Annotated in this window: 16 protein-coding genes and 2 pseudogenes; 7 read left to right on the top strand and 11 right to left on the bottom strand. The window is 73.9% G+C overall.

Annotated elements, in window-relative coordinates; all coding sequences use genetic code 11:
• Positions 1 to 51 precede the first annotated feature (51 nt).
• Entirely contained in the window at positions 52 to 897 is an 846-nt protein-coding gene (locus tag ABZV78_RS14190) for an MBL fold metallo-hydrolase (protein ID WP_355638552.1), read from the bottom strand.
• 54 nt (positions 898 to 951) lie between these two features.
• Here ABZV78_RS14190 and ABZV78_RS14185 point away from each other — a divergent pair, with 54 nt between their 5' ends.
• A complete protein-coding gene (locus ABZV78_RS14185; RefSeq protein WP_355638550.1) occupies positions 952 to 1323 on the top strand; it encodes a helix-turn-helix domain-containing protein in 372 nt (123 codons plus the stop codon).
• Positions 1324 to 1330: 7 nt separating this feature from the next.
• On the opposite strand, the gene ABZV78_RS14180 is transcribed toward ABZV78_RS14185, so the two are convergent.
• Positions 1331 to 2593: an MFS transporter gene (locus ABZV78_RS14180; protein ID WP_355638548.1), complete on the bottom strand. Its 1263-nt coding sequence runs from the start codon at positions 2591 to 2593 to the stop codon at positions 1331 to 1333.
• A gap of 83 nt (positions 2594 to 2676) precedes the next feature.
• On the opposite strand from ABZV78_RS14180, the gene ABZV78_RS14175 reads away from it, so the two are divergent.
• Positions 2677 to 3567: a winged helix-turn-helix transcriptional regulator gene (locus ABZV78_RS14175; RefSeq protein ID WP_355638546.1), complete on the top strand. Its 891-nt coding sequence runs from the start codon at positions 2677 to 2679 to the stop codon at positions 3565 to 3567.
• Positions 3568 to 3588: 21 nt separating this feature from the next.
• On the opposite strand, the pseudogene ABZV78_RS14170 reads toward ABZV78_RS14175, so the two are convergent.
• Positions 3589 to 3687: pseudogene (locus tag ABZV78_RS14170) on the bottom strand (TetR/AcrR family transcriptional regulator); the annotation flags it as partial.
• A gap of 65 nt (positions 3688 to 3752) precedes the next feature.
• Here ABZV78_RS14170 and ABZV78_RS14165 point away from each other — a divergent pair.
• Both ABZV78_RS14165 and ABZV78_RS14160 read left to right on the top strand, forming a co-directional pair.
• The gene (locus tag ABZV78_RS14165; RefSeq protein WP_355638544.1) at positions 3753 to 4736 is read left to right on the top strand and encodes an NAD(P)-dependent alcohol dehydrogenase; all 984 of its coding nucleotides are present in this window, start codon (positions 3753 to 3755) and stop codon (positions 4734 to 4736) included.
• Positions 4737 to 4882: 146 nt separating this feature from the next.
• Positions 4883 to 5422, top strand: coding sequence for a GNAT family N-acetyltransferase (locus ABZV78_RS14160; RefSeq protein ID WP_355638542.1), 540 nt, complete (start codon positions 4883 to 4885; stop codon positions 5420 to 5422).
• Positions 5423 to 5484: 62 nt separating this feature from the next.
• On the opposite strand, the gene ABZV78_RS14155 is transcribed toward ABZV78_RS14160, so the two are convergent.
• On the bottom strand, positions 5485 to 6048 hold the full coding sequence (locus tag ABZV78_RS14155; RefSeq protein ID WP_355638540.1) for a GNAT family protein: 564 nt from the start codon (positions 6046 to 6048) through the stop codon (positions 5485 to 5487).
• 440 nt (positions 6049 to 6488) lie between these two features.
• Between ABZV78_RS14155 and ABZV78_RS14150 the strand changes: the two genes are divergently transcribed.
• Positions 6489 to 6611: a 50S ribosomal protein L36 gene (locus tag ABZV78_RS14150; RefSeq protein WP_355638538.1), complete on the top strand. Its 123-nt coding sequence runs from the start codon at positions 6489 to 6491 to the stop codon at positions 6609 to 6611.
• Between the two features lie 3 nt (positions 6612 to 6614).
• Positions 6615 to 7388 (top strand): SDR family oxidoreductase, encoded by a 774-nt coding sequence (locus ABZV78_RS14145; protein ID WP_355638536.1) that lies wholly within the window; start codon positions 6615 to 6617, stop codon positions 7386 to 7388.
• On the opposite strand, the gene ABZV78_RS14140 is transcribed toward ABZV78_RS14145, so the two are convergent.
• The 4 genes from ABZV78_RS14140 to ABZV78_RS14125 form a co-directional block, all read right to left on the bottom strand.
• Entirely contained in the window at positions 7348 to 8112 is a 765-nt protein-coding gene (locus ABZV78_RS14140) for a glycosyltransferase family 2 protein (protein ID WP_355638534.1), read from the bottom strand. The genes ABZV78_RS14145 and ABZV78_RS14140 overlap by 41 nt on opposite strands.
• An 83-nt stretch (positions 8113 to 8195) precedes the next feature.
• Positions 8196 to 8831 (bottom strand): ElyC/SanA/YdcF family protein, encoded by a 636-nt coding sequence (locus ABZV78_RS14135; protein ID WP_355638532.1) that lies wholly within the window; start codon positions 8829 to 8831, stop codon positions 8196 to 8198.
• Positions 8832 to 8851: 20 nt separating this feature from the next.
• Positions 8852 to 9127 carry a DUF4873 domain-containing protein gene (locus ABZV78_RS14130; RefSeq protein ID WP_355638530.1) on the bottom strand — a complete coding sequence of 92 codons (276 nt, stop codon included), beginning with the start codon at positions 9125 to 9127 and terminating at the stop codon, positions 8852 to 8854.
• Positions 9124 to 9840, bottom strand: a complete 717-nt coding sequence (locus ABZV78_RS14125; RefSeq protein ID WP_355638528.1) for a TetR/AcrR family transcriptional regulator — start codon at positions 9838 to 9840, stop codon at positions 9124 to 9126. The genes ABZV78_RS14130 and ABZV78_RS14125 overlap by 4 nt, the downstream gene beginning before the upstream one ends.
• Before the next feature lie 49 nt (positions 9841 to 9889).
• On the opposite strand from ABZV78_RS14125, the gene ABZV78_RS14120 reads away from it, so the two are divergent.
• Positions 9890 to 10792, top strand: coding sequence for a diiron oxygenase (locus ABZV78_RS14120; protein WP_355638526.1), 903 nt, complete (start codon positions 9890 to 9892; stop codon positions 10790 to 10792).
• A gap of 42 nt (positions 10793 to 10834) precedes the next feature.
• Here ABZV78_RS14120 and ABZV78_RS14115 read toward each other — a convergent pair.
• From ABZV78_RS14115 to ABZV78_RS14105, 3 genes and pseudogenes are all read right to left on the bottom strand, one after another.
• A pseudogene (locus ABZV78_RS14115) lies at positions 10835 to 12291 on the bottom strand (cellulase family glycosylhydrolase).
• A 131-nt stretch (positions 12292 to 12422) separates the two neighbouring features.
• Positions 12423 to 12713: a BON domain-containing protein gene (locus ABZV78_RS14110; RefSeq protein ID WP_355638524.1), complete on the bottom strand. Its 291-nt coding sequence runs from the start codon at positions 12711 to 12713 to the stop codon at positions 12423 to 12425.
• 14 nt (positions 12714 to 12727) lie between these two features.
• Positions 12728 to 12937, bottom strand: a 210-nt coding sequence (locus tag ABZV78_RS14105) for a hypothetical protein (RefSeq protein ID WP_355638522.1), incomplete at its 5' end; no start/stop codon positions are given.

Genomic DNA, 12937 nt, shown 5'->3' with positions numbered 1-12937 from the left:
GGTCCGGCCGGCGACGAACCCGCGCCGGATCCGCCGCCGGCCGCCCGGCCGTCAGGCGAGGCTCGCCGGAGCGTCCTGCCGGTGCCGCGCGAACTCCCACGGATCGTGCGCGGAGATGACGTCGACCTGGTCCGGCTGCTCGGCGAGGAGGGCCCGGAGCCGGTCCACGTTGCGCAGCCGCAGCGGACGGTCCGTCTCGACGGACGCCTGCAGGGCGTCGAACGCCGGCGGGGTCGGCGGCAGCCCCGGCTGGACCTCCCCGCGGTAGAAGTAGGTGTCACCGGCGTGGAGCAGCCACGCCGAGCCGGCGCCGGTGGGGCGTCGCACCGCCACGGCGACGTGTCCCGGGGTGTGCCCGGCCAGCGGCACCAGCAGGACCTCCGGCGGCAGGCCGGCGAGCTGCTGGACCCCGTCGAATCCCAGCCAGCGCTCCCCGTCGTCGCCGGAGTAGGTGACCCAGCTCGGGTCGTGCGCCCAGTGCGCCGGCAGGTAACGGTCGTGGCCGACGACCGTGGCGGCGCGGTGTTCGGCCTCGTGCAGGTGCACCCGCGCGTGCGGGAAGTCGGCCAGCCCGCCGGTGTGGTCCCGGTGCAGGTGGGTCACCACGACGTGGCGTACGTCGTCCGGCGCGTATCCGAGCCGCTGGAGCTGGTGGACCGCGGTCTCCTCCGGGTCGAGGACGGGCTGGGCCCACGCCAGGAAGTCCGGCCCGAGCCGCCGCTGCGGGTCCCGGACGTCGAGCGTGCCGTAACCGGTCTCGACGAGCACCAGGCCGGCGGAGTCGGTCTCGACGAGCAGGCAGTGGCAGACTGCGGGCAACGGCCGGAGCGCGCCGTCCGGATCGGACGGCGGGGCGACCTCCCGCATGGAGCCGCAGTTGAGATGGTGGATGCGCATGGTTCCCCCTGAGCTGGCGACGAACGGCCGTGCCGAACGCTAGGAGGCGGTCTCGTGACTCACCAAACGGTTGGCCACGACGGGGTGGACCTGCGCCGGCTCTGTTCCGGCCCGGACGCCCGACCCGATCCGTCCTGCCCGCTGGAGGTCACCCTGGCCGCGCTGCGCGGCCGCTGGACCGCCCTGGTGATCGGCGCGGTCGCCCGGGGTCCGCACTCGTTCAGCGACCTGGCGCACGCGTTGCCGGCGCTGTCGGACAAGGTGCTGACCGATCGCCTGGTCCAGCTGACCGCGGCCGGTGTGGTCGCCCGCCAACGGACCGCGTCCTGGCCGCCCCGGGTGACCTACACGCTCACCGAGCGGCGCCGGACGCTGCTGCCGGTGCTCCGGGCCATGTGGGACTGGGGTGCGGCGGAGGTCGGGTAGCGGGGGGTCACCGCGCGGCGACGGTCTCCGGGGCGATCGGCTCGCCGACCCGCAGGTCGGTCAGGTCGCGCAGGCGGCGTACCGGGGACAGCAGCAGGGCCAGGGGAGCCAGCACGGTGGCCGTCGCGAAGCAGAACAGGGTGACCCGGGCACCGGCCAGCCCGGCGAGCGCCCCGGCGAGCAGCCCGCCCACCGGGATGGCGCCCCAGGAGACGAAACGGACCGTGGCCATCACCCGGGAGAGCAGGTCGGGCGGACTGGCGGTCTGCCGGTAGGTGCGGGTGGTCACGCTGAGCACCACCACGCCACCGGCGAAGACCACGTTGCCGGCCGCGAACGCGAGGTACGCCGGCCAGCCCGCGCCCAGCGGCACCAGGAACGCGCCACCGACCGCCACCAGGCTGGCGACGACCAGCGACCGGGCGGTGCCCCACCGCCCGGTGATCCACGGGGTCAGGGCCGCGCCGACCAGCGAACCGACGCCCTCGACCGCGAGCAGCACGCCGACCAACGCGGCCGGGGCGTGCAGTTCCCGGACCAGGTAGAGCGGGTAGACGGCGAGCTGCGCTCCGCAGACGAAGTTGACCGCGGTGGCCGTCCACATGGCCGGTCCCATCACCGGGTGGCGGGTGACGTACCGCCAGCCCTCGCCGATCATGGCGCGGACCGGGGGCCAGTGGTCCGGGGCGTCGACCCGGCGAGCGGGCAGCGACCCGAGCAGCGCCGCGGAGACCAGGTAGCTGGCCGCGTCGACCAGCACGGCCGGCACCGCGCCGAGGGCCTGCACCGCCACGCCGCCCAGGGACGGGCCGCTGAGCTGGGTGGCGGCGTGGGTGGCCGAGGTGAGGCTGTTGCGGGCGTGCAGCTGGTCGCGGCCGACGATGGCCGGCAGGAAGGTGGCGTTGGCGACGTCGAACAGCACGTTGGCGAAGCTGACCACCAGCGCCACGACGACCAGCTGGGCCACCGTGAGCCGGCCCCACCACCAGGCGAGCGGCACGGAGGCCACCGCGAGGGCCCGCGCCAGGTCGGCGCCGACCTGCGCGCCGCGCAGCGGCAGCCGCTGCACGATCACGCCGGCGGGCAGCCCGATCACCAGCCAGGCGACGTAGCTGGCGGCGGCGACCAGGCCCATCTCGAACGCGGACGCGTCCAGCACGGTCAGCGCGGTGAGCGGCAACGCGACGGCACCGACCGCCGACCCCACCGAGCTGGTGGTGCCGGCGGCCCACCAGCGCCAGAACACTCCGGCCCCCTGCCCGACGGACATGCCGCCAACCCCCGATCCGAGCCAGTGAGTTCCAATCTGGAACGGACTATAGTCGAGGTCGCTGAGCGAGCGGGAGGTGGGATGTGAGACGGGCGGACCTCGGCGACGCCGACTGCGGCATCGCGCAGGCGCTCGGCGTGCTGGGTGACTGGTGGACGGTCCTGATCGTGCGTGAGATCGCCGGCGGCACGACCCGGTTCGACGGGTTGCAGCGCGAGCTGGGCGTCAGCCGGCGGGCGCTCACCGAGCGGCTCGCCGGGCTGGTCGCGCACGGCGTGCTGCGCCGCGAGCCCTACTCGGCGCACCCCCCGCGGCACGACTACCTGCTCACGGCCAAGGGGGAGGCGCTGCTGCCGGTGCTGGTCGCCCTCCAGGACTGGGGCACCCGGCACGTGATGGGCGACGGCGCGCTGACCGCGACCGCCGACGAGGACTCCGCCGAGGCACGTCGGGTGCACCGGCTGGTCGGCCGGCGCGTACCCCCGATGACCCTGCCCCGGCACGACGGCGGCGCGGAGCCGCCGGCGGCGCCCGGGCGGTGGACCGTGCTCTACCTCTTCCCCGGAGCGTTCGCGCCGGAGGCCCCCGCCTTGCCGCCGGACTGGGGCGAGATCCCCGGGGCCGTCGGGTGCACGCTGGAGTCGCGCACGTACGCCGACCGGCACCCGCTGTTCCGCGCGGCCGGGGCGGAGGTGCGGGGGGTGAGCACCCAGCGCCCCGACCAGCTCGCCGCCTTCGCCGCGCACGCCCGGCTGCCGTACCCGCTGCTCTCCGACGAGGACGGCCGGCTCGCCGCCGGCCTGCTGCTGCCCACCTTCCGGACCGGCGGCGTGGCCCGGTTCAAGCGGCTCACCCTGCTGCTGGACCCGGAGGCGGTGGTGCGCGCGGTGCAGTTCCCGGTCACCGACCCGGCCGGCTCGGTCGACGAGATGCTGGCCGAGGTGCGCCGCCGCACCGCCGCCGGGGCGGCTTAGCCGTACGCCCGATCACGACGGCGGTGGATCGATCTCGCCGACGACCACGTCGGTCATGCCGTCGAGCGGTTCGTCCTTGTCGGACAGGTGCTTGTAGAGGGCCATCGGCACGACACCCATGACGCCCTTGACGGGTGTACGGCGTACACCTATCGTGAGGTGTACGCCGTACACCGGGAGGAAAGATGAAGGCGATCGTCCAGGACCGATACGGCCCGCCGGAAACGCTCACGCTCGCGGAGATCGACACGCCGGTGCCGGCCGCCAACGAGGTGCTCGTGCGGGTGGAGGCCGCCGCGCTCAACGCGTACGACTGGCATGCCATGCGCGGCGATCCATGGCTGGCGCGGTTGGCGATGGGCCGGCCTGGGCCCCGGGCGCGCGTCCGTGGCCGGGACTTCGCCGGCCGGGTCGAGGCCGTTGGCGCCGACGTTCGACAGGTGCGCCCGGGCGACGCCGTCTTCGGCGACCTCGGCGAGGCCAACGGCGCGTTCGCCGAGTACGTGTGCGTGCCCGAGGCACTGGTCGCGGCGAAGCCGGCGAACCTGACGCCGCAGCAGGCGGCCGCCCTTCCGCTGGCCGGTATCACCGCGCTCATGGGACTGCGTGACGTCGGGCGGGTGGTGCCCGGCCACCGCGTTCTCGTCAACGGCGCCTCCGGCGGCGTCGGCACCCTCGCGGTCCAGTTGGCCAAGGCACTCGGCGCGACGGTGACCGGGGTGTGCAGCACCCGCAACGTGGACCTGGTCCGCTCGCTCGGCGCCGACCACGTCGTCGACTACACCCGCGACGACTTCGCCCGCGACCCCCGCCCTCACGACGTCGTGTTCGACCTGGTCGGCAACCGCTCACTCACCGCGCTCCGGCGGGTGCTGACCCCGACCGGGACGCTGGTGCTCTCGGGCGGGGGCGTGTACCGCGGCGGCAGCCTCGTCGGACCGGTCTGGCTCATCGCGCGCGGGCGGCTGCTGGCACCCTTCGTCCGACACCGCATCGTCACACTCGCGGCGGCACCCGGTCGGCAGCACCTCGACACGCTCCGCGCCCACGCCGAGGCCGGCCGCCTCACCCCGGTCATCGACCGGACCTATCCGCTCCACGAGGTGCCCCAGGCGATCCGGTACCTCGAAGGTGAGCACGCGCGGGCGAAAGTCGTCATCACCGTCTGACGTGCTCGCCACCATCCCTACCTGATCGGCTGGGCCGCGCCTGGTGCGGTGACCACACAGGTTCGCCGAGTCGGCGGGCCCGGGCCGGTGGATTGACCGGTCCGCGAGTCTTGATCGCTGCCGAGTCGGCTGATTAGCTGGCCGACATGACCGAGCTCGGACCCGTCGCCTGGCCGCCTGAGCCGATCCGGACCGCGAGGCTCGTGCTCCGTGAGTCCGAGGCCCGGGACCGTGCGGCGTTCATCGAGCTGATGGCGTCGCCAGAGGTGCACACCTACCTCGGCGGCCCCCGCCCGCGTGACGAGCTTGAGCGCGAGATGCCCGGGGCGCCCGAGCGGTGGCCCGGGAGTTTCGTCGTCGATCTCGACGGGGCGATGATCGGCCAGATCCTGCTCAGGAGAGCGACGGGGCACCGTCGCCCGGCTGCCGTGGGGAAGGCCGATCTCGGCTACCTGTTCCTGCCGCGGGCGTGGGGGTTCGGGTACGCCGCCGAGGCGTGCGCGGCGGCACTCGACTGGTTCGACGGCGTCCTTCCCGGCGAGCCGGTGGTGCTCACCACCCAGACCGCCAACGTCGGCTCGATGCGCCTCGCGGCGAAGCTGGGGTTCACCGAGGTGGAGCGGTTCCAGGCCTGGGACGCCGAGCAGTGGCTCGGCATGCGGTCCCCGGTCACGCCGTCTGCTTGACCTCGTGCTCGACGGCACCAACTTCGCGGCATCCAACCCGGCGAACCTGTGTGGTCACCGCGCTAGGCGTCGGTGGGCGTCCGGGCGGTTCGCCACTCGGTGGCGAGCAGCGACCAGACCTCGATGTCGAGCCGCTCGCCGAGGAAGGGGAACGCGCCGCGCAGCACGCCCTCCCGGGTCATGCCGAGCCGCCGCGCCACCGCCCGGCTGCGCGCGTTGTGCGGCACGGTCCGCCATTCCACCCGGGCCAGGCCGCGCTCGCCGAGCGCCCAGTCGATCATCTGCTCGGCGGCCCGGGTCACCAGCCCGTGCCCCTCGGCCTCCGGTGCGAGCCAGACCCCGATCTCGCACACCCCGGCCGTGGCGTCGAAGGTGCGGAACAGGGTGCCGCCGACCAGCTTCCCGTCCAGCCGGAGGCCGTGGATCGAGCCGGCGTCGCGGGCCTGGGCGTCGGCGTAGCGCTGGAGGAAGGCGCGGGCGGAGTCGGTGTCGGTGACGGTGTGCGCCCAGGGCAGCCAGGGCGCGAGGTGGGTGCGGGTGCGCGCCACGAAGTCGGCGAACTCCGCCGCCTGCCACGGCGCGAGCGGGTGCAGGGCGGCGCGGTCGGTGAGGGGAAGGGAGAACATGTCGCTCCAGTGTGCGTACCGAACGTTTGTTATGTACTGTAGCCCCCCGTGCCGGCGCGAGGTGATCCCGACCGGTGGTGGGCACGACCGCGGTCCCACGTGGACGCCCCGCTGCGCCGGGCGCCCGCCGCACCGGACGTCGATGCCGAGGGCTTCCTCGCCGATCTGTTCCCGGCCTGACCGGATCCGGGCCGGCACCCGGCCCGACCATTTCCGGAAGTTGTTGTCGGCCCCGCCCCCGCGACCTAGACTCCGACTCGGACCGCATCGATTCGCGGTCGTCTATCTCGTCTCCGAGGGCGCCGTCGAAGGCGCCTCGCCGGCGAGCACGCCGCGGGCGCACCCGCCGTGCGCGGCGTCCCCACCACGGCTCCCGCGCATGACCCTGGCCCCGACGGGTACGCGAGCCGGAACGGAACCAGCGGGAACGGAGGAACGGGATGAAGGTCCGAAGCTCCCTGCGCGCGCTGAAGCGCAAGGCCAACTCGATCGTGGTACGCCGCCGGGGCAAGATCTTCGTGCTCAACAAGGCGGATCCCCGACAGAAGGCCCGGCAGGGCTGACGGGTGGCCGACATCCTGATCACCGGGGCCGGCAGCGGCCTCGGTCGGGGTGCCGCGCTCGGCCTGGCCCGGGCCGGCCACCACGTCATCGCCGGCGCCGAGATCTGGTCGCAGGTACGCGAGCTGCGCGCCGAGGCGGACCGCGCCGGGGTGACCATCGACGCGATCAAGCTCGACGTCACCGACCCGGCCGACCGGGCGTACGCCCGGCGCCACCGGGTGGACGTCCTGGTGCTCAACGCCGGCGTCCAGGAGGCGGGGGCGGTGGTGGAGATCCCGATGGACCGGGTCCGCCGGTCCTTCGAGGTGAATGTCTTCGGGCACCTGCACCTCACGCAGGACCTGGTGCCGCCCATGCTGGAGCGCGGCGCGGGCAAGGTCGTCTGGGTGTCCTCCGCGGTGGGGATCCGGACCCGGCCCTGGATCGGCGTCTACGCCGCCACCAAGCACGCCATCGAGGCGCTGGCCTGGGCCATGAAGGGCGAGCTGGAGCCGCGCGGGGTCCGGGTCGCCGTCGTCAACCCCGGCCCCTACCGGACCGGGTACAACGACACCGGGGTCGAGGCGATGTTCCAGTGGTGGGACCCCTCGACCGCCCTGCTCGACCGGCCCGACTTCGGCGACTACCTGGAGCACCAGCGCGACCCGCGGGAGATGGTCGACGAGCTGGTCAAGGTGATCCCCGCCGACCGGCATCCGTTCCGGACGGCCTACCCGGAGGAGCTCCGGCCACAGCTCAGGGAGTTCGAGTCGCAGGTCTGGGATGCGACGACGTGACCACGTCCGGCGCCGGGTCACCGGAGTGGCGGTCCGCCGCGAACAGCCGGGCGGCGGCGAACCGGACCAGCGGCCGGTAGATCCGGGCCGAGTCGGTCAGCGACGAGAAGTGCGACGAGGCGTTGCCGGCCTGGTAGCGGGTGGCGATGCCGACCTGCGTGATTGGCCCTCCCGCCCGGGCCGCGTGGAGCAGCACGTTCATCTCGTACTCGAACCGCTCGCCCGGAACGGTCCCGAGCCAGCCGAGCAGCGCCGCCGGGTACGCCCGCAGGCCGGTCTGGGTGTCCTCGACGCGCCGGCCGGTGGCGAGGTGGAACGCGGCGCGGGTCGCCGCGTTGCCGAACCGGCTGCGCAGCGGCACCTCGCCGTCGAACCGGCGCACGCCCAGCGTTAGCGTGCCGGTGTCGCGCATCCGGTCGGCGACCCGCACCACGTCGGGGATCAGGTGTTGCCCGTCGGCGTCCACGCACACCACGTCGCGCCCCGGGTGGTGGATCGCGGCGTACCGGAAGCCGGTCTTCAGCACGATTCCCTTGCCCCGGTTGATCCGGCGGCGCAGCACGGTGGCGCCCCGGTCCCGGGCCGCCGCGAGCACCTCGGCCGCGGTCGGGCCGCTGCCGTCGTCGACGACCACCACGTGCGCCGCGGGCAGCGCGGCGGCCAGGTCGTCGACGAGCCGCGGCAGGCGGTCCTTGGGTCGGTACACCGGCACCAGCACGATCACGGAACCTCCCGGGGTGACCCGGCCCCGCCCGCCGGAGCCGATCGACGACCGTCCTTACCCCTCGCGCGGGCCGGCGAATCCGGTCAGCGCCGGAACAGGCCGGCCACGCGCTCCGCCGAGCGGGCCAGGCCACGTTCCCGGCGCAGCAACGACTCCGGCGTGCGCAGACCGAGGTAACACAGCCGGCTGACCGCCCGGGTCGCCCGCTCGCGGCCGGCGGGCACCGGGTCGGGCCCGGTCACCGGCACGTCCACCAGCGCCGCGCCGGAGAGCCCGAGGACCTTGCCGGCGAGGAAGCGGATCCGGGGCAGGTGCCACGGGTGGGAGACCAGCCCAAGCGGCCGGGCCGGGGTGTGGGCCGGCCCGGCGAGCAGTCCGTCCTGGACGGTGTGCGCCAGGTTCTGCAGGGTGGTCCGCGACCGGGTCTCGGCGTGCAGCCGGGCGTATCCGTCGAGGCCGGCGGCGCGGGCCAGGGCCAGCATCAGCTCGCCCTCCCGGCACCCGGCCGGCGGGCCCGGCGCCCCGGCGGGGCCGTGCGGCCAGCCGCCGGTGAACACCACCCGCGCCCCGGCGGCCCGCCGGAACTCGGCCGCGTGCGCGTGGACGTACCCGATGGCGGCCCGGGCCCGGGCGGCGCTCTCCGCGCTGAGCCGGTAGCCGTCGTCGTCCGCGACCACCCCGCGGCCGAACACCAGCAGCACGGTGGCGGTCGGCGTCATCCCACCGACGGTACGCCGGCTCAGTCCTCGTCCACACCGGGTGGCCAGGGCGGCTCGCCCACGCCGGTGATCCGTACCCCGCCCCACGGGTCGGCCTCGGCGAGCCGGCCCCGGGCGACCCGCTCGCCGATCCGCACCTCCACGTCGCGGCGGCCGGAGCGGAGCAGCCGCAGCAGCCGGGGCTCCGGCTCGATCCGCCCGGCCCAGTGGTAGCGCCCGTCGACCGGCTCCCAGCGCCCGCCGGCGTGCAGCCGGACCTCCGTGCCGGCGATCTCCGCCGGCCCCTGCCAGCTCACGGCGCGATCCGCTCGTGCGCGCGGGTCAGCTCGTGGGGCAGGTCGGCGCCGCGCCGCACTCCCTCGATGCCACTCCAGAGCAGGGTGGTCAGGTAGTCGGTGAGGGCGGCCCGGCGGATCGGCTGGCCGTGCGTGGCCCACCAGTCGCCGACCGCCTGCACGAATCCGACCAGCCCGTACGCCCAGGGTTCGGCGGGACCGGCGTCGAGCCCGAGCGCGCGCAGCCGGTCGCCGATGACCCGGGCCAGGCCGGTGGCCACCTGCCGGCTGGTGCCGGCCACCACCTGCTGGATGCCGGGATGTCCGGACTCGTGCAGCAGGAACCGGTAGAGCGTCGGCTCGGACTCGATGACGCTCAGGTAGGCGTCGATGGTCGCCTCGACCAGCGCGCGCTCCTCGCGGACCCGCTCGACGGCGGGGGCGACGGCGTCGACGACCCGGGCCGCCACCACCTCGCTGACGGCCAGCCAGAGCTGCGCCTTGTCGGCGAAGTAGCGGTAGAGCACCGGCTTGCTGACCCCGGCCGTGGCGGCCACCTGGTCCATGTCGACCGTCGGGCCGTGCCGCAGCAGCGCCTGCACGGCGGCCCCGATCAGCTCCTGCCGCCGCTGCTCGCGGTGGCCCGCCCAGCGGTCCCGCCGGTCCGCACGCCGGGCCGGTGGCGGCTCGGGCGGGGCGTCCGGGGCATTGACATCCCTGGAAGTGCGTCGCATGCTACCACTCGTAACAGTTACTCGAAGTTACGTCAACTGTGGAGGGGCCATGGAGGGGACGCCGGCCGGATTCCCGCGCGAGGCGGTGGCCACCCGCCTGCTCGCCGCCTCGGTGCGCACGAGCTACGACCCCGTCGTCGACATCGACTGGTCGGCGCCGCCCGTCCCGGGGGCCTACTGGATGCCGCCGCAGCGCAGCAGCCTCTACGGCACGCCGCTGTGGGAGGGGTTGAGCGAGGAGCAGCGGATCGAGCTGACCAAGCACGAGGTGGCCAGCGCGGCGAGCGCCGGACTGTGGTTCGAGACGATCCTCATGCAGATGCTCATCCGGCACTACTACGACGCCGACCCGACCAGCCGGCACGCCCAGTACGCGCTCACCGAGGTCGCCGACGAGTGCCGTCACTCCATCATGTTCGGCCGGCTCATCGAGGGTATGGGCTGCCCGGTCTACCGGGCCGACCCGTTCGACCACCTGCTCGGGCGCTGGCTCAAGGCCACCGCCACCGGCCCGCGGATGTACGCGGCCATCCTCATCGCCGAGGAGATCCTCGACGCGTTCCAGCGGGAGGCCATGGCCGACGAGTCGATCCAGCCGCTGATCCGGATGGTGTCCCGGATCCACGTGGTCGAGGAGGCCCGGCACGTGCGTTTCGCCCGGGACGAGCTGGCCCGTCAGGTCGAGACGGCCGGCCCTGTCGCGCTGGCCTACGCGCGGCTGGTGATCGGGCGGGCCGCGTACTCGATCACCCGCCGCCTGGTCCACCCCCGGGCGTACGCGGCGGTCGGCATCCCGCCGGCGGTCGGACGGGCTGCGGCCCGGGCCAACCCGCACTGGCAGGCCACCCTGCGCTGGTCCGCCCAGCGCATCGCCGAGCACCTGACCGCGTTGGGGCTGATCGCCGGGCCGGGCCGGCTGCTCTGGAGCCGCTCCGGCCTCCTGGGGGACTGACCGACGGCGGCCCGCCCGGGGAGCCGCCGCCGGTCGCGCCGGTCAGGACGTGGGGAAGTTGTCCGGGGTGCGGATGCGGTTGCGCATGAAGTTGCCGGAGTCGGTGAGCACGGACGTGCCGGCGTAGCTGCCGCCGGAGCAGGTGCCCGGCCGGAACGCCGCGCTGCCCTCGCTCGCGTCGGAGTACGTCCAGTTGGCGTAGCTGATCTTCAGCCGGTCGAGCAGGTCGAGCCATGCGGTGCTGCTGGCCGTGTCGACCGCGCCGTCACCGGTGTAGGTCACCGTGCCGAACTCGGTGACGAACAGCGGCAGCCGGGTGGCCGCCCGCTGCACCTCGTTGCGGTAGTTGTCCTTAGACGCGGCGTAGAAGTGGAACGTGTACATGATGTTGTCGGCCCGGACCGGGTTGTTGACGATCTCGTCGGAGTTGCCACCCTCCGACACGCCCAGCGACGACCAGCCCCGGGTGCCGACGACGACCACGGCGTCCGGGTCGTTCGCCCGGATCACGGGAATGACCTGCTCGGCGTAGTTCCTGATGGTCGACCAGCTCACGCCGTTCGGCTCGTTGGTGATCTCGTAGATCACGTTGGTCTTCGCGGCGTTGCGGGCCGAGACCGCGGCGAAGAAGGTCTTCGCCCGCTCCAGGTTGTACATCGGGTCGCCCGGGGTCAGCGTGTGGAAGTCGATCAGCGCGTACAGGCCGCGCGCGCTCGCCTTGTCCACCAGGGTGTTGACCTGGTTGGTGAAGCCGGTCGGGTTGGTCTCGTAGCCCTGCTCCTGCACGTACATCGAGATGCGGAACAGGTCGGCCCGCCAGTCGTCGGCCAGCGCGTCGAGCGAGGAGTCGTTGTAGCAGTTGGCGAACCACTGCAATCCGTGGGAACCATGCCGCGCAGCTGGATCGGCCGGCCGTACCGGTTGCAGAGGTTTACCCCGCAGACCCGGAGCTGGCCGTTGATCGCCACGGGGGTGGTGCCGGTGGGCGGCGGGGTGGTCGGGGGCGGGGTGGTCGGGGGCGGGGTGGTGGGCGGGGGAGTGGTGGTCGGTGGCGGCGTGGTGGGCGTGGTGGTCCCGCCGGTGCAGGCCGTGCCGTTGAGGGTGAACGCCGTCGGGGCCGGGTTGGCGCCGGTCCAGGAGCCGTTGAAGCCGATGGTGGTGCTCGCTCCGGTGCCGAGGGAGCCGTTGTAGCTCATGCTCTGTGCGGTGACCGCGCTGCCGCTCTGCTGCCAGGTCGCCGACCAGCCCTGGACGACCCGCTGCCCGGCGTCGGGAAAGCCGAAGCCCAGGGTCCAGTTGGTCACCGGGTCACCGAGGTTCCGCACGGTGACGGTGGCGGTGAAGCCGCCCTGCCAGGAGTTGGTGGTGTAGGTGACGGCGCAGCCGGTCGCCGCCATCGCGTTCGTCGACGGCAGGACTGCCGTCGCGGCCAGGGCGAGCGCGCCGACGGCGCCGCCCACGAGGAGGTGCCGCCGGGACGGGCGGGGGATCGAGAACATGCGGGATCGTCCGATCTGGTGGGTGGAGGTTGGACGGTGCCCGTCGTGAACTCGCCCGGAAAGTCCGACGCGGCAGCCTCGGGAGCGCTCCCACGCCGAGGATAGAGGTGGACGCTGATCAATGCAACCGCTCAGCGGTCGCGGCGCCGCCCGGGGCGCAGCCGCAGCGCGTTGCAGACGTCGAACACCCCGGACACGTCCCAGGCCAGCTCGCCGGCCACCCGGCGGGTCTCCGGGTCCGCCACCATCCCGGCCAGGATCACCACCCGGTTCTGCACCGTCACGGTGATCTGCTGCCGCCGGGTGGTCCAGTCGATGCTCAACCGCTGCGCCACGAGCGCGGCGAGCCGCACGTCCGCGCCGTCCGGCGCGGGCCCGTCCCCGGCGGCCGGGAAGTCGGGGTACGGCCAGGACATCACCATCTGCGGGCTGCTTCCTACTTGTTGCTCATCGTTGAGCGGTTCGGATGGTTCGCTCTCCGCCCGGTGGTGGCTGGGCTGGAGTCCTGGACCGGCAGTCTGGTCCGGTGGCGATCGGTCCTGTCCTGCAGGATCTGCTTCACCTTGTGGTGCGGGGTGTGCAGGGCGATGTCGGGGTCGCCGGCTCGGTGCAGGATGTTGATCGCGGCGTTCACGTCGGCCTGCCA

This window comes from Micromonospora sp. NPDC004540 (assembly GCF_040610095.1).
Classification (GTDB): Bacteria; Actinomycetota; Actinomycetes; order Mycobacteriales; family Micromonosporaceae; genus Micromonospora.
This window is presented reverse-complemented; position numbering and strand designations above follow the sequence as displayed.

Bases quoted from the DNA above. Each gene is read 5' to 3' on its own strand.
- ABZV78_RS14190 (WP_355638552.1), bottom strand. From the start codon at position 897: ATGCGCATCCACCATCTCAACTGCGGCTCCATGCGGGAGGTCGCCCCG.
- ABZV78_RS14180 (WP_355638548.1), bottom strand. From the start codon at position 2,593: ATGTCCGTCGGGCAGGGGGCCGGAGTGTTCTGGCGCTGGTGGGCCGCC.
- ABZV78_RS14165 (WP_355638544.1), top strand. From the start codon at position 3,753: ATGAAGGCGATCGTCCAGGACCGATACGGCCCGCCGGAAACGCTCACG.
- ABZV78_RS14160 (WP_355638542.1), top strand. From the start codon at position 4,883: ATGACCGAGCTCGGACCCGTCGCCTGGCCGCCTGAGCCGATCCGGACC.
- ABZV78_RS14155 (WP_355638540.1), bottom strand. From the start codon at position 6,048: ATGTTCTCCCTTCCCCTCACCGACCGCGCCGCCCTGCACCCGCTCGCG.
- ABZV78_RS14150 (WP_355638538.1), top strand. From the start codon at position 6,489: ATGAAGGTCCGAAGCTCCCTGCGCGCGCTGAAGCGCAAGGCCAACTCG.
- ABZV78_RS14135 (WP_355638532.1), bottom strand. From the start codon at position 8,831: ATGACGCCGACCGCCACCGTGCTGCTGGTGTTCGGCCGCGGGGTGGTC.
- ABZV78_RS14125 (WP_355638528.1), bottom strand. From the start codon at position 9,840: ATGCGACGCACTTCCAGGGATGTCAATGCCCCGGACGCCCCGCCCGAG.
- ABZV78_RS14120 (WP_355638526.1), top strand. From the start codon at position 9,890: ATGGAGGGGACGCCGGCCGGATTCCCGCGCGAGGCGGTGGCCACCCGC.
- ABZV78_RS14110 (WP_355638524.1), bottom strand. From the start codon at position 12,713: ATGGTGATGTCCTGGCCGTACCCCGACTTCCCGGCCGCCGGGGACGGG.